This window comes from Devosia sp. Z6_126 (assembly GCF_058133495.1).
On record NZ_JBYUNO010000002.1, the window covers coordinates 443,377 to 466,902 of the forward strand.

The window sequence follows — 23,526 nt, forward strand, 5'->3', positions numbered from 1 at the left end:
GCCGACCGGCTCATCCAAGCGGGTCGGCTGAACCAGGAGGCGGTTTTGTCAGACGGCCCTTATGCGCTTGAAGCGCGCGGTATCACCAAGATTTTCGGCAATCACCTGGCGCTCGACCAGGTCGATTTCAGCCTCCGCGCGGGCGAAGTGCATGCGCTTCTGGGCGAGAATGGCGCCGGCAAATCCACGCTGATCAAGATCCTGACCGGGGCCTATCAGCCCGATGGCGGGCGGATCCTCGCCGAAGGGCGCCCCATCGTGCTGGCCAATCCGCAGCACGCCCAAACCCATGGCATCGGCACGGTGTACCAGGAGGTCAATCTCCTGCCCAATCGCTCCGTCGCCGAGAACCTGTTTCTTGGGCACCAGCCGACGCGCTGGGGCCTCGTTGATCGGCGCCGGATGGAGCGCGAAGCGCGCGTGGTGCTGGCGCGCTATGGGCTGGCACTCGATCCGGGCAGCGAGCTGGGTACCCATTCGGTGGCGGTGCAGCAGATCGTTGCCATTGCCCGCGCCGTCGAGCTTTCGGGCAAGGTGCTGATCCTCGACGAACCCACCGCGAGCCTCGACCGCAATGAAGTGGAGCGGCTGTTCGAGGTCATCAACGGGCTCAAGGCCCAAGGCATGGCGGTGGTGTTCATCACCCATTTCCTCGAGCAGGTGTTTGCCATCGCCGATCGCGTCACCGTGCTGCGCAACGGCAAGCTCGTGGGCACGCGCGACATCGATACGCTCAATCGCAGCGAAGTGGTGCGCCTGATGCTGGGCAAGGATATCGCCTTTTCCGGTGCCACCAGCCTTGAGGCCGATGGGGCACGCGGCGAGGTGCTGCTGGAGTTCAAGGGCTATGGCCGCAAGCGCAGCGTTCATCCCTTCGATCTAACCATCCGCAAGGGCGAGGTGATCGGGGTCGCGGGCCTGCTGGGTTCGGGCCGTACGGAAATGGCGCGCATCATGTTCGGGGCCGACGCGGCCGACGAAGGCAGCGTGTCAATGGAAGGCGTGCAGCTCGTCATCAATCGCCCAACGGATGCGATCAATCACGGATTTGGCTTCCTGCCCGAAGATCGCAAGATCGAGGGCATTTTCGGCGATCTGTCGGTGCGCGAAAACATTGTCATTGCGCTTCAGGGCAAGCTCGGGTGGTTCACCGCGCTCAGCCGCGATGAGCAGCTCGAGATTGCCGGCAAGTTCGGGGAATCGCTCGATATTCGCGCGGCCTCCCTCGATATGCCGATCAAGCTCTTGTCGGGCGGCAACCAGCAAAAGGCGATCCTCGCGCGCTGGCTCGCGACCGATCCGGCCTTCCTGATCCTGGATGAGCCCACGCGCGGCATCGATGTGGGCGCCCATGCCGAGATCGTGCGCACCATCAACCGCCTGCGCGACGATGGCATGGCGCTGGTGGTGATCTCGTCCGAGCTCGACGAAGTGGTCGCTTATTCCTCGCGCATCGTCGTCATGCGCGACCGTGAACTCGTAGCCGAATTGCATGGCGAGCAAATGAGCCCGGCCGTGATCGTGCAGGCCATCGCCAACCACAAGGAAGGAGAGGAGGCATGATCCGCCAGTCACTCAACCGCCTCGCCAATCCGCAGCTCCTCGCCCTTGTCGGGGTGCTGCTGATCAACTGGCTGCTATTTCCCAACTTCTTCCGCATCACCTGGCAGGACGGGCGGTTCTTTGGCAGCCTGATCGACGTGCTCAATCGCGGCGCGCCCGTGGCTATCCTTGCCATCGGCATGGCGGGTGTGATCGCCACCAAGGGGGTGGACTTGTCGGTGGGCGCCATCATGGCCGTCGCGGGCGCGGCAGCGGCGAGCCTCGTCGTGGCTGGTTATCCGGCGCCCATTGCCGTAGCGGCGGCGCTGGGGCTGGGGCTCGCCTGCGGGTTGTGGAACGGGCTGCTGGTGGCGGTGTTCAACATCCAGCCGATCATTGCCACGCTGGTGCTGATGGTGGCGGGGCGCGGGATAGCCCAGCTGATCACCGAAGGCTCGATCGTCACCTTCAACAATCCCCTGCTGGTCTTTATCGGTACCGGCTCGTTTCTCGGCTTCCCCATGGCGGCAGTGATTGCGTTGGTGCTGATGGTGGGGGTGACGCTGCTGGTGCGACGCACCGCGCTCGGGCTTTTCATCGAGGCTGTCGGGGTCAATCGCGCCGCAGCGAGCCTCTCGGGTATTCGCAGCCGCATGCTGCTGTTCTTTGTTTATGCCCTCTCGGGACTATGCGCCGCGATCGCCGGGCTGATCGTCACTGGAGATATTCGCGGTGCCGACGCCAATAATGCCGGGCTGTGGCTCGAACTCGACGCCATCCTGGCCGTCGTGATCGGGGGCACGTCGCTGCTGGGCGGGCGCTTTTCGGTGCCGATGGCGGTGGTGGGGGCGCTCATCATCCAGGCCATGAACACCGGCATTCTCGTCTCCGGGTTCCGGCCCGAGTTCAACCTCATCGTCAAGGCTGGCATGATCTTCCTGATCCTGCTGGTGCAATCGCCGCTCGCCGGCCGGGTCATGCCGCGCAAGCTGGTGGCCGTGCCCAAGGTCAAGACCTCATGAATCGCAGTCTCCGGCCGCTTCTCGCCACCCTCGTCATTTTCCTCGTTGCCTATGGGCTGGCCGTGCTCCAGTTCCCCGGGATGTTCTCCACGCGCGTCCTGGGCAATTTCCTCACCGACAATGCGTTTCTGGGCATTGCGGCGGTGGGCATGACCTTTGTGATCATCTCGGGTGGCATCGATCTCTCGGTGGGCGCGGTGATCGGGTTTACCGGCGTGCTTGTTGCCGTGCTGATTACCTGGATGGGGCTGCATCCAGTGCTGGCTTTTGCCATTGCGCTGGCCGTAGCGGCGGCGTTCGGCGCCACAATGGGGCTCGCGATCCATTTCCTCCAGGTGCCCTCGTTCATCGTCACGCTCGCGGGCATGTTCCTCGCCCGTGGTGGCGCTTCGGTGATCACCCAGGATTCAGTGGGGATCGACCACCCGTTTGTGGATTGGCTCACAAGCCTTATCATCCGCTTGCCCGGTGGCGGGCGGCTGAGCTTTATCGGCCTCCTAATGCTCGGGATCTTCGCCTTGGGCGCGGTGCTCGCGCATCGCACCAAGTTCGGCTCCTATGTCTATGCCATTGGCGGCAATGCGACTTCGGCGGCGCTGATGGGGGTGCCGATGGCGCGCACGACGGTGCTGATCTATATCCTCTCGAGCACCATGGCCGGGCTGGCGGGGATCGTGTTTTCCATCTACACCTCCGCGGGTTATCCGCTGGCGGCGGTTGGCGTCGAACTCGACGCCATCAGCGCGGTGGTGATCGGGGGCACGCTGTTGACGGGTGGCTATGGCTTTGTGGTCGGAACCCTAGTGGGCGTGATGCTGCTGGGACTCGTGCAAACCTACATCATCTTTGATGGCACGCTTTCGAGCTGGTGGACCAAGATCGTCATCGGGGTGCTGTTGTTCCTCTTCATCGTGCTGCAGCGGCTGATCTTCGCGGCCTCCGGTCCGGGGGAAAAGGTACCCGAGAAGGCCTGAGATGATCGAACCTGGCAGCCTTATCCGCTCGCTTTCCGGGCGGCCTGCTGCACGGAACTTCCATAGCTTCGTGATCAATGAAATCGGGCAAGCCATTGTGGGCGGAAGCTTTCCCGTCGGCTCCACGCTGGCCAGCGACGCGGAGATGATGGAGAGCTATGGCGTGTCGCGCACCGTGTTGCGCGAAGCGCTCAAGACGCTTGAGGCCAAGGGGCTGGTGGAAGCGCGGCCCAAGATCGGCACAAGGGTGTCGCCGCAAAGCCGCTGGAATTATTTCGATCCGCAGGTGCTGTCCTGGCACTTCTATGCCACCCTGCCCGGCCCCTTCATCGAGGGTCTGTTCGAGGTGCGCGCGCCGCTTGAGGCGCAGGCAGCGGAACGGATGGCGCAGCGACGGACCGCCGAGCAGGTGCGCCTGATGAAATATTGGCTGCACCAGATGAGCACGGCCGACAGCAGCGCCGAACAGTTTGGCCTCGCCTGTCTCGAAATCCACCGCGTGCTGGCGGATGGATCGGGTAACCCCCTCCTCCGCTCGGTGCTGGGCGTGGTGGAACTCACCCTGGCGCTCGCGGTCTCGAAGGGCGGAGCCAATGTGCTGCCGCAATACGCCACCTGCTCGATCGGTCTACATGATGAGCTGATCCACGCCATCGAAGCGGGCGACCGGGCTAAGGCGCGGGCGGCGATGGAAGCCAGCATTGCGCTTGATCTGGCCGAGGTGCTGCGCAGCGCCAAAAATGGCGCCGGCGGAGTCACTCGGCCGAGTATGCTTTAGCTTGGACGCGCCTATACTTACCCCTCTGCCCCCTCAACAATAGCTCCGCAGACGCTTGCGCGATTCATCATACAAGTTTTGGTATTTGTATGTTGACTGGATTTAAGCCGTTTTCTACCAATCATGCAGTTCCCAAAGCGCAATAGCGCTGCCGGTGCTGGCCAGAATGCAGCCAGCAGGGGTGCCGATGCCTAGAGCAAAGCGCACGGACATGCATATGGGAGGATACCATGTTTCATCTGCCTAAATTGGCAGCGACGGCGCTCGTCGCTACGACCCTGATGCTTTCGACTGCCAGCGCGCAAACCGTGCTGCGCTCGTCCGACACGCATCCCGACGGCTACCCAACGGTGGAAGCAGTCAAGCATTTCGGCGAATTGCTGAGCCAGAAAACCGATGGCCGCTACAGCGTCGAAGTGTTCCATTCCGCCCAGCTGGGCGAGGAAAAGGACACGATCGAGCAGACCCAGTTTGGCGTCATCGACATGAACCGCATCTCGATCGGTGCCTTTGGCACGCAGGTGCCGGAAGCCACGGTCACGCAGCTGCCCTATATCTTCCGCTCGGCCGATCACTTCCATGCGGTGCTGGATGGCCCGATCGGGGAAGAAATCCTGGGCGCCTTCGACAAGGTGGATGTGGTGGCGCTTGCGTTCTACGATGGTGGCGCGCGCTCGTTCTACAACAGCCAGAAGCCCATCACCTCCCCGGCTGACATCTCGGGCATGAAGATGCGCGTCATGCAGTCCGATATCTTCGTCGATATGGTCGCCGCCTTTGGTGGCAATGCCACGCCCATGCCCTATGGCGAAGTTTATTCGGGCATCCAGACCGGCGTGATCGATGGCGCCGAAAACAACTATCCCAGCTACGACACGGCCGGCCATGCGGAAGTGGCGAAATACTATTCGCTGGACGAGCACCTGATGGTGCCCGAAGTGCTGGTGATCTCTAAGGTGGTCTGGGATGGCCTGACGCCAGAAGACCAGGCGCTGTTCCGCGAAGCCGCCAAGGAGTCCGTTGCCAAGCAGCGCGAGCTCTGGGCCGCCAAGGAAGTGGAATCCAAGGCTGCTGTGGAAGCACTCGGTGCCGAGATCAACGAAGTCGACAAGGCCCCCTTTATCGAAGCGATGAAGCCGGTCTACGACAAATATGTCACCGACCCGGCGCTGCAGGATCTGGTTGCCCGCATCCAGGCGACCGAAGGCTGATCGAAAAGGAACGGAGGCCGGCGCACGGGCGTCGGCCCATTCCACCGCGCTCCGCCGCATGGTGCTGACGGGAGCGCGTGACGACTTGCGGGCCACGACGGGTGGCACGGCAGGCTCACCCATGAGGTCCAACTGCAATGCGAACCTGGCTCTTGCCCACCAGCCGCCGGCTGGGACAGCTCTCGACCGTCATTTTATGGCTGGCCGGCATTGGCCTCGTCGCAATGACGGCGATCGTTGCCTACCAGGTGTTCATGCGCTTTGTGATCAACGCCTCCCCCGCCTGGACGGAGAGCGGCTCGATCATGCTGATGACCTGGTTCATCTTCCTGGGCGCAGCCGTGGGGGTGCGCGAGAACTTCCATATGGGCTTTGACGTGCTGCTCTACGTCCTGCCGCCCGGCGCCAAGCCATGGCTGCGGGCACTCAGCGATCTGTGCGTCCTCGCCTTTGCACTGGGCATGGTGGTTTATGGCAGCGAATTGGCGGTGCGCTATTGGTCGACCCGCATTCCCGTGCTCGGCCTGCCTACATCCTTCACCTACTTCCCCATCGTCCTGTCTGGCGCGCTGATGTGCCTGTTTGCCGCCGAGCGCCTGCTGCTGCGCCTGGCCGGCGAGCCGATCGATGATGTTGCCGCCGACCCGACGATCACCGAGGCCTGAAGACAATGGAATACTGGATCCTTTTCGGCGTCTTTACCGTGCTGATGGTGATCGGCACCCCGATCGCCTTTTGCCTCGGGATCGCGAGCTTCGCCACCATCGTTTATCTCGGACGCCCGCCGGTGGTGGTGTTCCAGCAGCTCAATTCGGGTGTGTCGGCGTTCAGTCTGCTTGCCATTCCGTTCTTCATCTTTGCCGGCGATCTGATGATGCGGGGCGGGATTGCTTCGCGCATCATCTCCTTTGCCGGCTCGCTGATCGGCCATGTGCGGGGCGGTCTGGGGCAGGTCAATATTGCCGCCTCAACACTGTTTGGCGGCATTTCGGGCTCAGCCGTAGCGGAAGCTGCGGCGGTGGGTGGCATCATGATCCCGCAGATGAAGGCGCGCGGCTATGGCGCTGATTATGCGGTCAATGTGACCTCCATGGCGGCGCTGATCGCGCTGCTGCTGCCGCCCAGTCACAACATGATCATCTATTCGCTCTCGGGCGGTGGCAATATCTCGATCGCCGACCTGTTCACCGCCGGGATCATTCCGGGCTTGCTGTTGGCGGTTGTGCTGGCGATCACCGCTTATTTCGTTGCCGTCAAGCGCGGTTACCCCACCGAGCCTTTTCCGGGCTTTCGGCGCGCCGGCTACTTCTTCCTTGTTTCCATCCCTGGCTTGATGCTCATCGTCATCATCTTTGGCGGGGTGCGCTCCGGGATATTCACCGCGACAGAAAGCTCCTGCATCGCGGTGATCTATGCGCTGCTCGTGACCCTCATCATTTACCGCTCGCTCAACTGGAGCGAGTTCGTCCACGCCGTGTTGGGGGCGGTGCGGACCACGGCAATGGTGTTGTTTATCATCGGAGCGGCGGCGAGCTTTGCCTGGCTAATGGCCTACCTGAAGGTCGCGCTCATTCTGACCGAAGGCATGGCGACGATCTCCTCGGACCCCCTGCTGGTCCTGCTGATGATCAATGTGGCCCTGCTGCTGCTGGGCACCTTCATGGATATGGGACCACTGATCATCATCACGACGCCGATCTTCTTGCCGATGGTGAAGGCATTTGGCGTGGACCCTGTGCATTTCGGGGTGATCATGATCCTCAATCTCGGGATCGGGCTCAATACGCCACCGCTCGGGCCGGTGCAGTTCGTGGCGGCTGCGGTGGGCAAGATCAGCGTGATGGAGGCGATGAAGAGTATCTGGCCGTTCTACCTTGCCGGGATCGTGGTATTGGGCCTGGTCACCTATATCCCTGCCCTGTCGCTGTGGCTGCCGGCGTTGTTCAGGGGATAGGCGATGAGCGCGACCGAAAGCTCCTCTGCCCTGCGAAGACCAAAGCTTGCTGACCTCGTGACCGGAACGCTGCGCCGGCGGATCGCGGCGGGCGAATATGATGCGACCGGCAAACTGCCTACTGAGGGGCAGATGACGACGATCTTCGGCGTCAGCCGCACGGTTGTGCGCGAGGCAATCGCAGCTCTTGCAGCCGACGGGCTGGTGCAGTCGCGCCAGGGCGCCGGGGTGTTCGTTGTGCCCAGTCCGGCCAGCCCCTTCAACGCCCTGGGGGCGGAAAGCGCCAACAAGATTTCCGTCGCCATCAACGTGCTTGAAGTGCGCATGGGCATCGAGATCGAAGCCGCGGGTCTGGCAGCGGTGCGGCGCAGCGCCAGCCAGGAAGCTGCCATTCAGGAGGCCTGGAACGAGTTTGGCCGTTTGCTCAAGCTGGGAATTCCCACGGGCAAGACAGACTTCGCTTTCCATCGGACGATTGCCGCGGCAACCAACAACCCATTCTACACCGAGGTGCTCGAAGCGCTGGGTAGCCGAACCATTCCATGCGATGTGGCCTCGCCCTGGAGCACCGAAACTGTTCTAAGCCGTGAGTATCAGGCCGGGCTGCAGCGAGAACACCGCGATATCATGGAGGCGATCTCGGCACAGGACGCGGCCGCCGCACGTGAGGCCATGCGCCAGCATCTTTCCCGCAGCCAGGAGCGCTATCGCGCCCGCCTGCGCACCGTCTAACCCGCTTACCGAGGACCAGTTATGACCACTGAACATGAAATTCGCTTTGCCATCGACCCGGTCAGCGCGGCCACCATGAACACCGAGGAATTGCGGGAGCATTTCCTGATCGAGAGCCTGTTTACGCCGGGCGGAGTAAACTGGACCTATACCCATTATGATCGTATGGCCGTGGGTGGCGCCATGCCGGCAGGCTCGCCGCTCACGCTTGAATCCATTGCGCCTACTGGCACGGCGGCTTTTCTGGATCGGCGCGAACTGATTGCCGTTAATGTTGGCGGGCCCGGCAGCATCGAGGTGGATGGCACCAGGCACGAACTCGCGCCGCGCGACATGCTTTATATCGGCATGGGCAGCCAAGCGGTCAGCTTCGCTTCGGCCGGCGAGAGCGAGCCGGCCAAGTTCTACCTGCTGAGCGCACCGGCACATGCCGGGTACCCGACCAAGCTCATCCGGCAGAGCGACGCCAAGCGGCTCGACCTCGGCAGCCAGGAAACGGCCAACGAGCGGTCGATCTTCCAGTTCGTCAACGCCGATAGCGTGCAGACCTGCCAGTTGGTGGTCGGGCTGACGAGTTTTGCCCCGGGTTCGGTGTGGAACACCATGCCCGCGCATGTGCATGACCGGCGCATGGAGGCTTATCTGTATTTCGACCTCAAGCCCGACGCTCTGGTGGTGCATCTGATGGGCGAGCCGGAAGAAACCCGGCACCTGATCGTGCGCAACGAGCAGGCGGTGATCTCCCCGCCCTGGTCGATCCATGCAGGTGCGGGCACCGGGTCCTACACCTTTATCTGGGCCATGGCCGGCGACAATGTCGATTATACCGACGTCGAAAAGGTCGGCATGGATCAACTGCTGTGACGGACCTTTCGGCATTCAGCCTTCAAGGCAAAACGGTGGTGGTGACCGGCGCCAATACGGGGATCGGCCAAGGCATCGCAGTATCGGTTGGACGGGCCGGCGCGCGCGTGATCGGGGTTGGCCGATCCAGCATGAATGAAACTGCGGGGTTGCTGGCGGAACTGGCGGCCCCGTTCGTGCCAGTGCAGGCAGACCTGAGTTCAACCAGCGCCGCCCAAGCCATGTTCGATGCCGTCTGGGACCAACATGGCCCGGTGGATGGGCTGGTCAACAATGCCGGCATCATCAGGCGGGCCGATGCGGTTGACCTCACGGAAGCCGATTGGGACGATGTGATGGACACCAATCTCAAGAGCATGTTCTTTCTCTGCCAGGCTTTAGGGCGAAAGGCGCTGGCGGCGAACCGCACGGCCCGGATCGTCAACATCGCCTCCATGCTCAGCTTTCAGGGTGGCGTGCGAGTGGCGAGCTATACGGCGTCCAAGAGCGGCGTGCTCGGCATCACCCGGCTGCTGGCCAATGAATGGGCGGCGCGGGGCATCAACGTCAATGCCATTGCCCCCGGCTATATCCAGACCAACAATACCGCCGCCCTGCGGGCCGATCCGGAACGTTCGGCTGCGATCCTCGGGCGGATTCCAGCGGGGCGCTGGGGTGCCCCTGCCGATATTGGAGATGCGGCAGTGTTCTTGCTGTCCAATGCTGCAAACTACATGCATGGCGCTGTCATCCCCGTGGATGGCGGCTGGCTCGCGAGGTAATGAAATGAAGCTTTTTGCGCAGGCCAACGAAACCGCCTGGACCGGACTGGGCCCGGGCAATAAACGCCGGGTGCTGATCCACACCGACGAGCTGATGCAGGTCGAGTTCGCCTTCGAGGCCGGTGCGATCGGCGCCCTCCATAGCCATCCCCATATCCAGGTGAGCTATGTGGCGGAGGGCTCGTTCGAAGTCACCATCGACGGGGTAACCCAAACCGTCGGCCAAGGGGGCAGCTTCATCGTGCCGTCAGGGCTGGTCCATGGCGTCAAGGCGCTTGAGCGGGGCCGCCTCGTGGATGTGTTCACGCCACATCGCGCCGATTTCCTCTAAGCAGTTCTGCGGCCCTGCGGTCTGCCGATGAAAAGCGCTGATTATTGAACGTCTCGGTCACCTCGGAAGGCGTGAAAACTAGTTAGCGCTGTGCTAAGCGGCAAATGTCTGAAATTTCGGAGCTGCAGCATGGATCGGCTGATTGAAACTTTCGAAGCGATCGTCGGACCGGGACATGTGCATGTGGGCGAGCGCGCCACCCGCCGCTTCCGCAAGGGCTATCGCTATGGTGACGGGGAGATCCTCGCGGCGGTGCGGCCGGCAACGCTGCTCGAGCAATGGCGGGTGCTCGAGGCCTGCGTCGCGGCCGATGTGATCGTCATCTTTCAGGCCGCCAATACAGGCCTGACTGGCGGGTCAACGCCAGCAGGGAACGATTATGACCGGCCCATCGTCATCATCAATACGATGCGGATCGACCGGATCGACCTGATCGAGGAAGGGCGGCAGGTGATCGCCCTGCCCGGCGCCACGCTCGACAAGCTGGAAAAAGCCCTGCGGCCGATCGGGCGCGAGCCCCATTCGGTGATCGGATCGAGCTGTATCGGGGCTTCGGTGACAGGCGGGGTGTGCAACAATTCGGGCGGCTCGCTGATCCGGCGTGGGCCGGCCTATACGCAGTTTTCCCTTTATGCGCAGATCGATGCGGAAGGACGCTTGCAGCTGGTCAACCATCTGGGTGTGGCGCTAGGCGATGATCCCGAGACGGTGCTGTCGCGGCTGGACCGGAAGGATTACCGGGACAGCGACATCACTCATGCCAGCAATCAGTGGGCCTCGGACAAGCAATATTGCGAGCATGTGCGCGATATCGATGCCCCAACTCCGGCGCGGTTCAACGCCGATCCGCGGCGGCATTATGAGGCTTCGGGCTCGGCCGGCCGCATCGGCGTGTTTGCGGTGCGGCTCGACACCTTCGAGGCGGACAAGGATGTGACCGTCTTTTATATCGGCGCTAACGATCCCAATACGCTGGGGGAGATCCGGCGCGATATCCTGGCCAAGTTCGAGAACCTGCCCATTGCCGGGGAATATATCCACCGGGAGGCCTATGAGACCGCGCAGGTCTACGGCAAGGATTTGTTCCTGTTCATCCGCGCCTTTGGCACCGACAATGTGCCCAAGGCCTATGCGGCCAAGAGCTGGTTCGATGGCCTGACCGAGCAACTGCGGCTGGGCTCGACCATTGGCGATCACGTGCTCAACGCGCTGGCGCGGCTGTGGCCCGAGCACCTGCCCAAGCGGATGAATGCGTATCGCGACCGCTATGCCCATCACCTGCTGCTCAAGATGGGCGGCGCCGGAGTAGCCGAGGCGCGCGACTATCTTGCGGCGCGGTTGCCGACCGGGGATGCGGACTTTTTCGAATGCACCAAGGAGGAAGGGGAAGCTGCGTTCCTCCATCGCTTCGTCGTGGGTGGATCAGTGGTGCGCTATCGCGCCACCCACAAGCAAACGGTGGAGAATATCGTGGCGCTGGACGTCGCCCTGCCCCGCAATGCCATCGACTGGTTTGAAACCCTGCCGGCCACCATCACCGACCGGATCGAGCGCACGATCTATTGCGGGCATTTCTTCTGCCATGTGCTGCACCAGGAATATCTGGCCAAGAAGGGCGTCGATTGCCACGCGCTGGAGGAGGAGATGCTCGCGATCCTCGACACGCGCGGCGCGCAATATCCGGCCGAGCACAATGTGGGGCATCTCTACAAGGCGCAGCCGGCGCTTGAAGAGTTTTATCGGAGCCTTGATCCGACCAACAGCTTTAACCCCGGCATCGGCAAGACCTCGCGCAAGAAGATGTGGGCGACCTGATCAACCCGGTTCCGGCTGGGCCGCGCCGAGTTCGGTCTTGGCGCGGTGTTCGCGCAGATAGATGATGAAGCTGGAAGCCAGGATGATGGTCGCTCCGAGCAGCGTCAGCGGGCGTGGCAGGTCGCCAAAGAACAGATAGCCCAGGATAATGGCCCAGGGCAGCAGCGTGTACTGCAGGGGCGCGATGGTTGCCGCATCGGCCAGCTTGACCGCACGATTGACCCCGATATGGGCTACCATGGCCACAACGCCGAGCGCGCCGAGCAGCAGGAGGTCGGGCGCGGTTGGCGTGGTCCAGCTGAAGGGGGTCAGCACCAGGCCGGCCACCAGTGCGCCCGCGAGTTGGAACAGCACCAGCGTAGTATCGGGCGTGCCGCGCAGGGTGCGGCCGGTGATCATCATCAGGGCAAAGGCCAGCGTGCCGACCAAGGCAGCGCCCAGCGCGATGAAATTGATCTCACCGGAGGGGGTGAGCGCAACGAGCACGCCGACAAAGCCCAGGGCGATGGCGGCCCAGCGCACTGGCCCGACCTTTTCCTTGAGCAGGATTGGCGAAAGGGCTGCGACATAGATGGGCGCGGCCAGCCAATAGGTCATCACGTCGGCGAGCGGCAGGTAATACACCGCCCAGTAAAAGCAGAACACTTCTGCGGTAGAGAACACGACGCGCATGAACTGCAGCCAGGGGCGCTCAGCCGAAAGGATCGGGCGCAGTCCCGCTTTCCACAGGAAGGGTAAGAGGATCAGCAGCGCCACGGCGGAGCGCAGCAGCAGGACCTGACCGACCGAATAGGTCGAGACCAGCCACTTGCCAATCGCATCATTGAGCGAGAACAGGAACATCGCCAGCAGCATGACGAGCACCCCCATTCGAGCGGGGGACATGGCTGGCTTAGATGTGGTCACGTCACTTCTCCGTCGGCGCCTGAGCGGCGGTGGATGGCATCGGGGCGGGTAAACAACTCAGGCAGAAGCTCAAGCCCCAAGCCGGGCGCGTCGGTGACCGAAATCTCGCCTTTGCTGACGAGGGGCAACGCGGTCACAAGTTCGGTGTACCAGCCGGTGTAAAAGGCTCGCACGGACTCCTGGATCAGGGTGTTTCGCGCATGGAGCGAAAAATGGCAGGAGGCCATGAACACGACGGGACCCGTGCAATCATGGGGCGCCACCGGAATGTGGTGGGCTTCGGCGAGTGCAGCAATTTTCCGGGCTTCGGAGAGGCCACCGCACCAGGACAGATCGAGCATGGCAACGCCCGCGACACCGGTCGCGAGATAGTCGCGGAAGGCATGGGGATAGGCCAGCGTTTCAGAGGCACAGATCATCGCATCGGAATGGGGCGCATAGGCCTTGAGCGTCTCAAGGCTATCCATTCGAACAGGATCTTCGTGCCAGAAGGTGTCGTAGGGCTTGAGCGCGCGCGCGATGCGCTGGGCGGCCGGCAGTTTCCACAGCGAGTGGAACTCCACCATGATGTCCATCTTGTCCCCTACCGCACGGCGTATGCGCTCAAAGGGCGCCAGAGCGATGGTGAGCTCCTCGGCAGAGATATCCAGGCCATTGGTGCGCTCGGCCGCCAAGTCGAAGGGCCAGATCTTCATGCCGGTGATGCCCTGCTCGAGCAGGGAGTGGGCCAGATCGTCGGCGCGGTTGAGGAATGCGTCCAAGTCTTCGTATGGACCGGGAGCCGCTTCGCCCATGCCCCAATTGGCAACACTTTGCGCACGCGCGTCGCGGATGTAACGGTAGCCGGCGCAGGTGTTGTAGGTGCGGATCTTGTCGCGCGACTTGCCACCCAGGGCCACCGAGATCGGCACCCCAAGCACTTTGCCGAAGATGTCCCAAAGCGCGATATCCACCGCGGAATTTCCGCGTGTTTCGACACCGGCCCCGCGCCAGCCGAGATAACCGATCAGGTCCCGATTAATGGCCTCGATCTGCAGCGGGTCACGGCCGATCAGTTTTGGAGCAACTGTCTCGTGGATATAGGCTTCAACGGCTGCGGCGCCCATGAAGGTTTCGCCCAGTCCGGTGACGCCTTCGTCGGTGCGCAGAATAATCCAGACGATGTTGGCAAATTCGGCAAGCCGAAGCGTCTCGACGCCGGTGATCTTCATCTAGGCAATCCGGGAGCGGTTGTCCGCGCCGTGCTGAATAACGAGCAGCGGATTGGGTAGGCCATAAAGGTCAAACAAGAGGCGGGACCGTAGCACTGGTCCCGCCCCGTTCTGCGCTCGCGGGTTTAGCCGCGGATTTCAGTCAGAGCAGCGTTGACCCGCTCGACGACCTCGGCACCGATGGTGGCGGCGCTGCGCTCGTAGACGCCCTGCACGGCTTCGCGGATCTTGGCCATGTTCTCTGGCGAGATGTCGTTGACCTCGAGGCCCGCGTCCTTGATGCGCTGGAGCGACTGCTCGGAAAGCGTGCGGCTGGCCTTGCGCTGCACGTCGCGGCCAACCACGGAGCATTCCTGCAGGATCTGCTGCTCTTCGGCCGAGTAGGTGTCAAAGATCGGCTTCGAGAACAGGACCATGAACGGCGTATAGGCGTGGCGGGTGTTGGAGACGTAATCCTGCACTTCAAAGAAGCGCGAGGTGTCGATCGTCACATAGGGGTTTTCCTGCGCATCGATTGCGCCGGTTTCGAGGGCCGTGAACACTTCGCCGAATGCCATTGGCGTGGCGTTGGTGCCCAGCGTCTGGAAGGTATCGAGGAAGATGTTGTTCTGCATCACGCGAACGCGCATGCCCTTGAAGTCCTCAAGGCTTTCCACCGGACGCAGCGAGTTGGAAAGATTGCGGAATCCGTTCTCCCAATAGGACAAGTTGACCAAATTGTGCTTGGGCATCATGTCGGCGATGTACTGGCCGAACTCGCCATCCAGCAGGGCGTCAGCTTCCTGTTCGCTCGAGATCAGGAAGGGCAGATCAAACACGCCCAGTGCCGGCTCGATGGCGACAAGTGGCGAGCTCGATGAAATCACCATTTCCAGCGTGCCGGAGCGAAGGGACTGGGCGGACTGCAGATCGTCGCCCAGCGCCGAGCTCCAGAAGGCGTTGACGGTCCAGGCGCCGTCGGTGCGCTCGGCGATGCACTGGGTCATCGCGTCGACGCCGTCCCCCACCGGATGATCGGCGGCAATGCCGTTGGCGATGCGAATGGTGCGCTGGGATACTTCGGCGCTGGCCGGGACGGTCAGGGCCGCAATCAGGGTTGCCGATACGCTTGCGGCAAGAAGTGCCTTGAGTGTCATGTGGTTGTCCTCCTCTTTTGGACGTCGTTCTTTAGTCGTCAGGTCCTCGCGGCGAGGCTAGCGCAGCCAGCGCAACGGCGTGAGGACAAGTTCTGGAAACAGTACCAGCAGCAGCAGCACAAAACAGTGCGCCAGCAGGAACGGCATCACGCCGGTGATAACCTTGCCAAGCGGCACGCGCGCTACGCCGCTCACCACATTGAGTACGACACCAACGGGCGGCGTCAGCAGGCCGATGCAGTTGTTCATGATGAACAGGACGCCGAAGTAGACCGGGTCGATACCGGCCTGACGCACGATGGGCATCAGGACCGGGGTGAGGATGAGAATGGTGGGGGTGAGATCGAGCGCCGTACCGACGACGAAGACCAGCACCATGATGAGCAGCATCAGGAGCAGTTGGTTGCCCATCACCGGCTCAAGAATGCGGGTGATCTCGCCCGGGATGTTGGCGCTGGTGATGAGCCAGGCCGAAACCAGCGCACCCGCTACCAGGAACAGGACCACCGATGTGGTCTTGGCGGCGCGCAGGAACACCCAATAAAGATCGACGAGCTTGAGTTCGCGATAGATGAACAGGCCGACGAACATGGCGTATACGGCGGCGATCACACCAGCCTCGGTTGGCGTAAAGATGCCGAAGCGAATGCCGCCAAGAATGATCACGGGCATCATCAGCGCCCAGCCAGCACGCAAGGTGGCACGGCCGCGGGCACCCCAATCCTGCTTGGGCAGGACCTCGACGCCATCCCGGCGCGACACGATGGACCAAGCAACTAGCAGCGCCACCGCCATCAGCAGGCCCGGCACGATGCCGGCCAGGAACAGCTGAGTGATCGACACATTGGCGGCCACGCCAAAAACGATGAAGGCGATGGAAGGTGGGATCACTGGGGCGATAATGCCCCCCGCTGCGATCAAGCCAGCAGAACGAGGCACGTTGTAGCCGGCCTTGCTCATCATGGGGATCAGAATGGCGGCCAGCGCTGCCGTATCGGCGGCGGCAGAACCCGACAGCGAGGCCATGATCAGGGCTGCGAAGATGGCGACAAAGCCGAGGCCGCCACGGAGATGCCCAACAAAGGAGATGGCGAAATCGATGATGCGCTTGGACAGGCCACCCGCATTCATCAACTCGCCAGCGAGGATGAAAAACGGAATGGCCAGCAGAATGAAGCTGTTGGTGCCATCGACCATGTTCTGAGCGACGATCTGCGGATTGAAGATGCCCATATAGGTCATGAGCACGATGCCGCAGAACATCAGCGCAAAGGCGATCGGTGCGCCGATGGCCATGGCGCCCAGCAGTGACGAGAGGAATACGAACAGCGTCATTCGCCGCGCTCCAGCAAGCTGTCGATACTCTCGTAGTCACCCACGAACTGGGCGATCTCGCCTTCGGTCACCCGGCCGGTGAAAATTCGGAACAACCGCCAGATCGCGATCACACCAATGCCAGCCGCGGTAAAGAAGGTGACACCGAACACATAAGCCAGGGGCATGCCAGCGACTGGCGAACGCATGGAGGCGTTGATCGGCGCCTGCATCCAGGTGCCCCAGAACAGAACCACCACGCAAAACAGGATGAGGATGTTGGTCAGCGCCATGCAGATAATGCGGCCGCGGCGGCCGAACCGACGGACCAGCGTTTCGACACCCAGATGACCATTCTCACTGAAGGCCAACACGGCCCCGATAAAGGTGAGCCAGACAAAGAAGAACCGGCTCATCTCCTCGGAAATGACCAGGCCGGAATTAAAGCCGTAACGAAGCACGACATTGAGAAAGATCATGGCCGCCATGCCTGCAAGCAGCAGCACGAGGGATACCTCGATGATCCTGCCGATGCCCGAAGTGAGCCGCCTCATGGCAAGCATGCCCCGAGCGTGGCGAACGGAGTCGCATTGGTCACGATGATCTTCTCCCCACGGCCTGCCGCACATTGCGGCCTGCCGCTCTCCCCTCACGACTGTCCTGGTCAGCCGTCAATATAGACAACGGCTTAAATGACAGCGTATGTCATTGTCAACGGCTCACCTGCTGCGGACGGGTGCATTTGGAGGGGCGATGGGGGAAAATGGCAGAAGTTACAGGGCGGTAACGCTTAAGGATGTCGCGGCCGCTGCTGGTGTAAGCGTTATCACCGCATCTCGCGCTTTGCGGACGCCTGACATAGTGTCCGGGCTTGCTTTGGCGAGGGTAAAAGAAGCCGTTGCGAGTCTCGGCTATACACCTAACCAGGCAGCCCGCGCGCTCGCATCCGCGACCACCTCGACCATCGGGGTGATCATCCCATCCCTGACCAACCAGGTCTTTGCGGAAGTGCTGCGGGGCATTTTCGACGCGGCGGAAGGCACAGCTTACCAAGTGCAGCTGGGCAATTCGCGTTATACGAACCGCAAGGAAGAAGAGCTTCTGCGCTTGTTTGGTGCACAACGTCCCGCGGGGCTCGTGGTCGCGGGAATCGATCAAAGCGAATTGGCGCGTGCCATGCTCGACAGCTTCGGCTGTCCGGTGGTGCAGATCATGGACATCGGCGCCAGCCCAATCGACATGATGATCGGGTTTGACCACCGGGAAGGCGGGCGCGCCGCGGCGCGGCACCTGCTGGAGAAAGGTTATCGGCGCATCGGTTTCATTGGAGCCCGTATGGACCCGCGCGCGCAACGGCGGCTGGAGGGATATCGGGACGTTTTGCAAGCTGTCGATCTGTTTGACGAAAGGCTGATCTATACCAGCCCGCACCCATCTTCGGTCACCCGAGGCGCGGAGATGCTCGCCGATTTTCTGGAACTGGTGCCGGATGCAGATGCCGTATTCTGCAACAATGATGACATGGCCCTGGGCGCCCTTTTCGAGTGCCAGCGGCGACATATCCGGGTACCGAGCCAGTTCGGCATTATGGGTTATAACGACCTGGAATATGCTGCAGCTAGCGCGCCGAGCGTGTCATCGATCCGCACGCCGCGCTACGAAATGGGGCGCCAGGCGATCGGAATGATCATTGCCGCCGCGAATGGCGAGCGCCCTGTGCCCGCGGTGGTGAACCTTGGTTTCGAGCTCAAGGCGAGAGACAGTACGGATCGTCAGATCAGCGACTGACGCCAGCCTATCGCCAATGAAAAAAGGGGCCCGAGCGAACTCAAGCCCCCAGACAATCGCGAAACGTATTGGCCGCCCTATCGGGAGTTCCGGCCAATAACGGCGCCCGTCGCGCCACCGGCGACGCCACCGACAACGGCACCGGGCGTGCCAGCGACCGCGCCGCCGACAACTGCGCCAGCGCCAGCGCCAATCGCAGCGCCAGCGACAGTACGCTCAGTGGTGGTGCACGCAGTAAGGGACATGGCCCCAACAAGGACCAAGGCAATAGGTGCAATCTTCTTCATGTTTTCCTCCGGAGGTAAGATGGAGAGTGAACCACTAAAATCCTATGTGGTTCCAACCGAGATTGCCGCAACTTAGATCAAAGCCGCAAGGATTGTCGTTGAGGGAGTGGGACTTACCTTCCTGGATTGCCGAAATGAGCTCCTGGCGTCAGCCGGTTGTAGTGTAGGTGGCTAGCAACCAGGCCTTCAGCTCGGACTTATCCAAAATGGAAGCGGGCAACTGGTTGGGCAAGGCAAAGCCGTGCCGGCGCAGCGTCGCGCTCAGCGCGAGAGCGCGGTTTTGCGGGTTGACGACCTGCATTGTTCGTTCTGCGATCTCTGCCGCGAGGGTCTTGGACATGCGTTTTGTCAATGTTTCACTCCGAAGCTGACAGGCGCCAGTGAACGTAAAGCACGAGGCCAGCTTCTGTATGGCACTTCACTCTCGCGGGTTGAACCGGCAGAGCATGTTAACGGGCTGGAGACGAGCCTTGCGGCTGTGCGATATCATCCTATCTGGAACAAGTGCATGGCTCGCCGTGGGGAGATAGAAATGACCAACAAGTTCCGAACCTCCATTGTGTCCCTCAGGGCGATGGTGCCCGAAACGGCATTCACCGCCTCGACCCTGGGTACGATCCGTGAAGGCAGCGGCGTCGTCATCAACACCACGGGCCTGGTCCTGACCATCGGATATCTCATCACCGAGGCTGAGGAAGTATGGCTAACCACGCATGACGGGCGGGTTGTCTACGCCCATGTGCTCGGCATCGACCAGCAAACCGGATTTGGCCTCGTCCAGGCTTTGGGAGAACTGGATCTCCCTGCCCTTACCCTTGGCAGTTCCGGTGCCACCAAGTTGGGCGATATCGGCACTATCATTGATGGGGAAGGCAGTGAGGTGCTGACCGAGATAGTCGCCAAGCAGGAATTCGCCGGCTACTGGGAATATCTGCTTGATGAGGCGATCTTTACCGCCCCATTCCACCCTTCCTGGGGCGGAGCTGCGCTGGTGGATCCGCAGGGTCGGCTGATCGGACTGGGTTCGCTGCGCCTGCAGATGCTGCAACTCGGGCGCACCACGGACATCAATATGTTCGTGCCGATCGATTTGTTGAAGGACATCCTTGATGACCTCGTCAACCTCGGGCGGTCGCGGAACGAGCCTCGCCCGTGGCTAGGCGTATTCACGGCCGAGCAGAACAACGAGGTGATCGTGATGAGCGTCGCCGAGCACGGCCCCGCTGCAGACGCGGGGCTCAAGAGCGGGGACATCATTAGTGAGCTCGACGGCCATGCTATCAATGGCCTGAGTGATTTTTACCGCAAGCTTTGGACCACGTCGCCGGTGGGCTCCGAGTTCGCCTTGCGCCTGGTCCGAGACGGAAGAGACAATTGGGTCCGGGTAAAAACCGCGGACCGCAACAGCTTCCTGCAAAAGCCGCAACTGCAGTAACGAACAACGCCCCTGCCCCGAGGTATCGGAGCGGAGTGGGATGGTCAGGAGGTAATTTCTCGAACAGCCAAGTCGGCCATGGCCAGGATGGCGTCGCGAGACTTTGCCGCCGCGATGAACCGCCCATTGTGGCAGAAGCTCGCGCCCTCGACGCCGCAGATGGCCTCGAGATCGCCATTGGTCAGGCCAGCCCATGCGGCGGGAAGATCCGCGCGGAGCTTGAATTCGCCTTGCACGACGGGAATGCCGCCCAGGCACCAATCCTTGTCGCGGGGATGGACCACAAAGAGCAGGTGGTCGGCACCTGATTTCGCGATCGCTGATCGGTATGGCATGCCCTGGGGAAGCTCTAGGATCCGTCCTGAGCCGGCTGTTTCGATCGCCTGCAATACCACTTGTTCGGCACGCAATTTGGCAGCCCTGCGAGCGACATTGCCCTCAACAAACCGGCTGACGATGGCAAGAGCTTCGGCAAAGGCTCTGTCTTCGCTTGCCGGATCGGCCTGATCAAAGGGGGGCTTGAGACTATCCAGCAAAGCCGGCAGGGTCAGTTCGGCCAAGGCCCCGGCGACGGTGGCGCTGAGCGCGCCATTGTCCATCAGGTCGACCGGGAGAACGAATTCGCTGTCAAAGGAGGCGTGCACCTCATCCAAATTGGCGTCGATGATCCCTGAGGCACGGAGATAATCGCGTCCGTAATGCTTCCAGACCAAGCCAAAGGAGCTAAACGGCTCGCCGCTGTCCCGAACCGGCGCACCGCGCTGATGGTGATCGAAGATCTGTGCTGCGGCATCATAGGCGCCGCCAACATCGTAGATGATGCGGTCTTGGGCGGGAGTAATCCACTGTGCAGCGCGGGAGCGGATTAGTTGCGCATCGGGGAAGAGCCGGGTCAGAACGACGCTGGACAGGAGTTCGTCGGCGTGAAAGCCACCGGAGTGAGTAACGAGAAAGTTCGGCTGCAAAACGGGAACGCGCCTTTCTTGGGCAGAGCGATACCGCGCCTAGCATCTGGCTCGCCGATAAACCAGTGGCGCATGGCAACAAAAGTGCGGGAGGCGCCAAGCTCTACCCCGAATGGCGGATGATCAGAAGCGCAGGACTCAGCGAACAGCAGCCGATCGCTGAACCGGCCGCTCGGGGCAAATTGCGCAGTCTTCTGGGTCAACGCTGGCTTGGCTATCGGCTGGCGAAGTAGGGGTTCTCCGGGAAATCTCCTACCAAGCAGCGCGAGAAGCCGCGGGTGCCGGGCCGATAATCGAGCCGCACGCATGCCGCACGGCGGTCAGCTTCCGGAAACGCGGCGACATAGCCGCGGCCGGGCCGCAGCGCCGCGACGGAATCCACATTTCCCCTGGCGAGTGGCGGTTCGACGCGCCGAACCACTGGCTGCGGCTGAACAATAACCGCAGTTGGTGGTGATAAGACCACGACGCGCTCTCGAGACGTAGAACAGCCTGCCAGTGCCACAGCGGCTGCGAAGACTACAAGGACTTTACGCATGATGATCACCTCTGCTTGGAGAACACCCGTCTTATTGGTTTGTTCCCGAGCGCATTGAGGTGCAATTTCTGCTTATTTATGCGAGTATTTCTACAGTGACCGACGCGGTCCCGGAGCCGATCATGCCGATGGCCTGGGCAGCGCCTTTGGAGAGGTCGATGATCCGACTGCCGACGTAAGGTCCACGATCATTGATCCGCACGATGACGGACTTGCCGTTCTTCTTGTTGGTCACACGAACCTTGGTGCCGAACTTGAGGGATTTGTGAGCCGCGGTGAGCTGGTGCATATTGTACTTCTCACCATTAGCCGTGGTACGCCCGTGAAAGCCGGGGCCATACCAGGAAGCCACACCCGACAAAGTGCTGTCCTTGGCGAAAGCTTGTGGAGCCATTGGAACTGCGGCGAGGGTGAGGGAAAGAGCAACGGCGGCGGCTTTAAAAATCTTCTGCATTAAGGGAACGATATCTCGCTGTTGACGTTGAGGTCAGCATTAAAGGGATCGTTGCGGCCTCAATGGGCGGACAGAACGGCCGGATTAGGGTGATTCTGGGACCCTGCCGCATTGCGTCCTTATTGTGGGGCGTTGCTGCCCAACATGCGTCCAAATCGGGATCGTCAACCCTGCGACAGGTGTGCCTGGTCGACGCAGGTGGCGGTGTAGCTTGACATTGAGGACGCTCGCTAGGCGCCGCTGTAACCTGTGCTCGCACGTACCAGCGGAGATGTTGGGACCGTTGGAAACAAGGATTAACACTTCAATGCCGCGGAAAGCCCGTATTACAGGGCTCGGGAGATCGGGAGCGGAGCACGCAGCAAAGAACAGGAAACTACCCTTGAGGCACCCTCTCTATCTCGTGACCGGGGAGCGTCTTGCGGGTCGGCCAGCCGCAACTATCTAAGGGTCAAGCCGGTGCGCGATCCCCTCCTCGCGGCCGCCGGCGAAAAGAAGGCCCTGGCGCTGTAATAGCTGCCGGGGCCTTTGTTTTTTGTGCGGTGCCTGGCGTTGAGTGGTCGGGCTTAGAAGGTCTTTGCGCCGTTAACGAAGAGGCGCACGGAATACAGCGTCGTTGTGGCGCAGATAAAGAGCCGGTCCCGCTTGGGTCCGCCAAAGCAGACATTGGCGACCACTTCGGGAATGCGCACCTTGCCGATCAGGGTGCCGTCGGGATCATAAACGTGCACGCCATCCGCAGCCGAGGTCCAGATGCGGCCATCCGTATCGAGGCGGAAGCCGTCGAACAGCCCGGCCGTGCAATCCGCAAAGACTCGGCCGCCTGAGAGCGTGCCATTCTCGCCGACTTCGAAGACGCGCATATGGGCCGGGTTCTGCGGGCCATGGGTGCGGCCGGTGTCGACGACGTAAAGCAGCTTTTCATCGGGCGAGAACGCAAGGCCGTTTGGCTTGACGAAGTCATCACAGACAATGGTGAGAGCGCCGGAAGCGGGATCGATCCGGTAGACATTGGACGCGCCGATCTCGCTTTCGGCCTTGTTGCCCTCGTAGTCAGAATCGATGCCGTAGGTCGGGTCGGTGAACCAGATTGAGCCGTCTGACTTGACCACCAAGTCATTGGGGCTGTTCAGCCGCTTGCCGTTGTAGTTGTCGGCAAGGACCGTGATGGAGCCGTCATGCTCGGTGCGGGTGACGCGGCGGGTGCCATGTTCGCAGGTAACAAGGCGACCCTGGCGGTCAACGGTGTTGCCGTTGCTGTTGTTGGCGGGCTGGCGGAAGACGCTGACGGCGTCGCTGGCCTCATCATAGCGGAGCATGCGGTTGTTGGGCGCGTCGGACCAGACGAGGTAGCGCCCGGCCGGGAAGTAGGCGGGACCCTCGGCCCAATGGCAGCCTTGATAAAGCTTATGGACACTGGCCGTGGTGCACGGCAGGCGCGCAAAGCGTTCGTCCAGAATCTCATAATCCGATGCAGCCAAAATACCCTCCTCCGAGATTGCTTCTTG

General features: G+C 61.7%; 24 protein-coding genes. 14 read left to right on the plus strand and 10 right to left on the minus strand.

Features of this window, described 5'->3' with window-relative positions:
- The first annotated feature begins 45 nt into the window (after positions 1-45).
- From AC3YOG_RS09090 to dld, 12 genes are all read left to right on the plus strand, one after another.
- Positions 46-1,563: a sugar ABC transporter ATP-binding protein gene (locus AC3YOG_RS09090; protein WP_127752738.1), complete on the plus strand. Its 1,518-nt coding sequence runs from the start codon at positions 46-48 to the stop codon at positions 1,561-1,563.
- Complete coding sequence (locus tag AC3YOG_RS09095) at positions 1,560-2,564, plus strand: ABC transporter permease (RefSeq protein WP_127752737.1); 1,005 nt, start codon at positions 1,560-1,562, stop codon at positions 2,562-2,564. Before AC3YOG_RS09090 ends, AC3YOG_RS09095 begins: the two co-directional genes overlap by 4 nt.
- Entirely contained in the window at positions 2,561-3,538 is a 978-nt protein-coding gene (yjfF, locus tag AC3YOG_RS09100; RefSeq protein ID WP_127752736.1) for a galactofuranose ABC transporter, permease protein YjfF, read from the plus strand. The genes AC3YOG_RS09095 and yjfF overlap by 4 nt, the downstream gene beginning before the upstream one ends.
- A 1-nt stretch (position 3,539) precedes the next feature.
- Positions 3,540-4,316, plus strand: a complete 777-nt coding sequence (locus tag AC3YOG_RS09105) for a FadR/GntR family transcriptional regulator (RefSeq protein WP_127752735.1) — start codon at positions 3,540-3,542, stop codon at positions 4,314-4,316.
- 230 nt (positions 4,317-4,546) lie between these two features.
- Complete coding sequence (locus tag AC3YOG_RS09110; RefSeq protein WP_127752734.1) at positions 4,547-5,527, plus strand: TRAP transporter substrate-binding protein; 981 nt, start codon at positions 4,547-4,549, stop codon at positions 5,525-5,527.
- A gap of 137 nt (positions 5,528-5,664) precedes the next feature.
- A complete protein-coding gene (locus AC3YOG_RS09115) occupies positions 5,665-6,192 on the plus strand; it encodes a TRAP transporter small permease (RefSeq protein ID WP_489890142.1) in 528 nt (175 codons plus the stop codon).
- A 5-nt stretch (positions 6,193-6,197) separates the two neighbouring features.
- Positions 6,198-7,481 (plus strand): TRAP transporter large permease, encoded by a 1,284-nt coding sequence (locus tag AC3YOG_RS09120; RefSeq protein ID WP_489890143.1) that lies wholly within the window; start codon positions 6,198-6,200, stop codon positions 7,479-7,481.
- A gap of 3 nt (positions 7,482-7,484) precedes the next feature.
- Positions 7,485-8,213: a FadR/GntR family transcriptional regulator gene (locus AC3YOG_RS09125; RefSeq protein ID WP_489934827.1), complete on the plus strand. Its 729-nt coding sequence runs from the start codon at positions 7,485-7,487 to the stop codon at positions 8,211-8,213.
- Positions 8,214-8,234: 21 nt separating this feature from the next.
- A complete protein-coding gene (kduI, locus tag AC3YOG_RS09130; protein ID WP_172123017.1) occupies positions 8,235-9,077 on the plus strand; it encodes a 5-dehydro-4-deoxy-D-glucuronate isomerase in 843 nt (280 codons plus the stop codon).
- Positions 9,074-9,838: a 2-dehydro-3-deoxy-D-gluconate 5-dehydrogenase KduD gene (gene kduD / locus AC3YOG_RS09135; protein WP_489934828.1), complete on the plus strand. Its 765-nt coding sequence runs from the start codon at positions 9,074-9,076 to the stop codon at positions 9,836-9,838. The genes kduI and kduD overlap by 4 nt, the downstream gene beginning before the upstream one ends.
- A gap of 4 nt (positions 9,839-9,842) precedes the next feature.
- Entirely contained in the window at positions 9,843-10,169 is a 327-nt protein-coding gene (locus tag AC3YOG_RS09140) for a cupin domain-containing protein (protein ID WP_489934829.1), read from the plus strand.
- 129 nt (positions 10,170-10,298) lie between these two features.
- Positions 10,299-11,984: a D-lactate dehydrogenase gene (gene dld, locus AC3YOG_RS09145; protein ID WP_489934830.1), complete on the plus strand. Its 1,686-nt coding sequence runs from the start codon at positions 10,299-10,301 to the stop codon at positions 11,982-11,984.
- Here the strand turns inward: dld and AC3YOG_RS09150 are convergent, their stop codons facing one another.
- The 5 genes from AC3YOG_RS09150 to AC3YOG_RS09170 all read right to left on the minus strand — a co-directional run bounded on the left by AC3YOG_RS09150 (position 11,985) and on the right by AC3YOG_RS09170 (position 17,105).
- The gene (locus AC3YOG_RS09150) at positions 11,985-12,869 is read right to left on the minus strand and encodes a DMT family transporter (protein ID WP_489935263.1); all 885 of its coding nucleotides are present in this window, start codon (positions 12,867-12,869) and stop codon (positions 11,985-11,987) included. It abuts the gene before it with no gap.
- Positions 12,870-12,886: 17 nt separating this feature from the next.
- The gene (locus AC3YOG_RS09155; protein WP_489934831.1) at positions 12,887-14,101 is read right to left on the minus strand and encodes a mandelate racemase/muconate lactonizing enzyme family protein; all 1,215 of its coding nucleotides are present in this window, start codon (positions 14,099-14,101) and stop codon (positions 12,887-12,889) included.
- Positions 14,102-14,226: 125 nt separating this feature from the next.
- A complete protein-coding gene (locus AC3YOG_RS09160) occupies positions 14,227-15,237 on the minus strand; it encodes a TRAP transporter substrate-binding protein (protein WP_172123014.1) in 1,011 nt (336 codons plus the stop codon).
- A 57-nt stretch (positions 15,238-15,294) separates the two neighbouring features.
- Positions 15,295-16,572, minus strand: a complete 1,278-nt coding sequence (locus AC3YOG_RS09165; protein ID WP_127752725.1) for a TRAP transporter large permease — start codon at positions 16,570-16,572, stop codon at positions 15,295-15,297.
- Positions 16,569-17,105, minus strand: coding sequence for a TRAP transporter small permease (locus AC3YOG_RS09170; RefSeq protein WP_127752724.1), 537 nt, complete (start codon positions 17,103-17,105; stop codon positions 16,569-16,571). Before AC3YOG_RS09170 ends, AC3YOG_RS09165 begins: the two co-directional genes overlap by 4 nt.
- Before the next feature lie 199 nt (positions 17,106-17,304).
- Here AC3YOG_RS09170 and gntR point away from each other — a divergent pair, with 199 nt between their 5' ends.
- Entirely contained in the window at positions 17,305-18,339 is a 1,035-nt protein-coding gene (gene gntR / locus AC3YOG_RS09175) for an HTH-type transcriptional regulator GntR (RefSeq protein WP_489890150.1), read from the plus strand.
- Positions 18,340-18,416: 77 nt separating this feature from the next.
- Here the strand turns inward: gntR and AC3YOG_RS09180 are convergent, their stop codons facing one another.
- Positions 18,417-18,626: a YMGG-like glycine zipper-containing protein gene (locus AC3YOG_RS09180; protein ID WP_127752722.1), complete on the minus strand. Its 210-nt coding sequence runs from the start codon at positions 18,624-18,626 to the stop codon at positions 18,417-18,419.
- Positions 18,627-18,774: 148 nt separating this feature from the next.
- On the minus strand, positions 18,775-18,966 hold the full coding sequence (locus AC3YOG_RS09185) for a hypothetical protein (protein ID WP_172123012.1): 192 nt from the start codon (positions 18,964-18,966) through the stop codon (positions 18,775-18,777).
- A gap of 192 nt (positions 18,967-19,158) precedes the next feature.
- Here AC3YOG_RS09185 and AC3YOG_RS09190 point away from each other — a divergent pair, with 192 nt between their 5' ends.
- Positions 19,159-20,061, plus strand: a complete 903-nt coding sequence (locus AC3YOG_RS09190) for a S1C family serine protease (RefSeq protein ID WP_489934832.1) — start codon at positions 19,159-19,161, stop codon at positions 20,059-20,061.
- A gap of 44 nt (positions 20,062-20,105) precedes the next feature.
- Here AC3YOG_RS09190 and AC3YOG_RS09195 read toward each other — a convergent pair whose 3' ends face one another.
- The 3 genes from AC3YOG_RS09195 to AC3YOG_RS09205 form a co-directional block, all read right to left on the minus strand.
- Complete coding sequence (locus tag AC3YOG_RS09195) at positions 20,106-21,026, minus strand: MYG1 family protein (protein ID WP_489934833.1); 921 nt, start codon at positions 21,024-21,026, stop codon at positions 20,106-20,108.
- A 614-nt stretch (positions 21,027-21,640) separates the two neighbouring features.
- Entirely contained in the window at positions 21,641-22,018 is a 378-nt protein-coding gene (locus tag AC3YOG_RS09200) for a septal ring lytic transglycosylase RlpA family protein (protein WP_127752718.1), read from the minus strand.
- A 566-nt stretch (positions 22,019-22,584) separates the two neighbouring features.
- Positions 22,585-23,499, minus strand: a complete 915-nt coding sequence (locus tag AC3YOG_RS09205) for an SMP-30/gluconolactonase/LRE family protein (RefSeq protein ID WP_489934834.1) — start codon at positions 23,497-23,499, stop codon at positions 22,585-22,587.
- Positions 23,500-23,526: the final 27 nt, after the last annotated feature.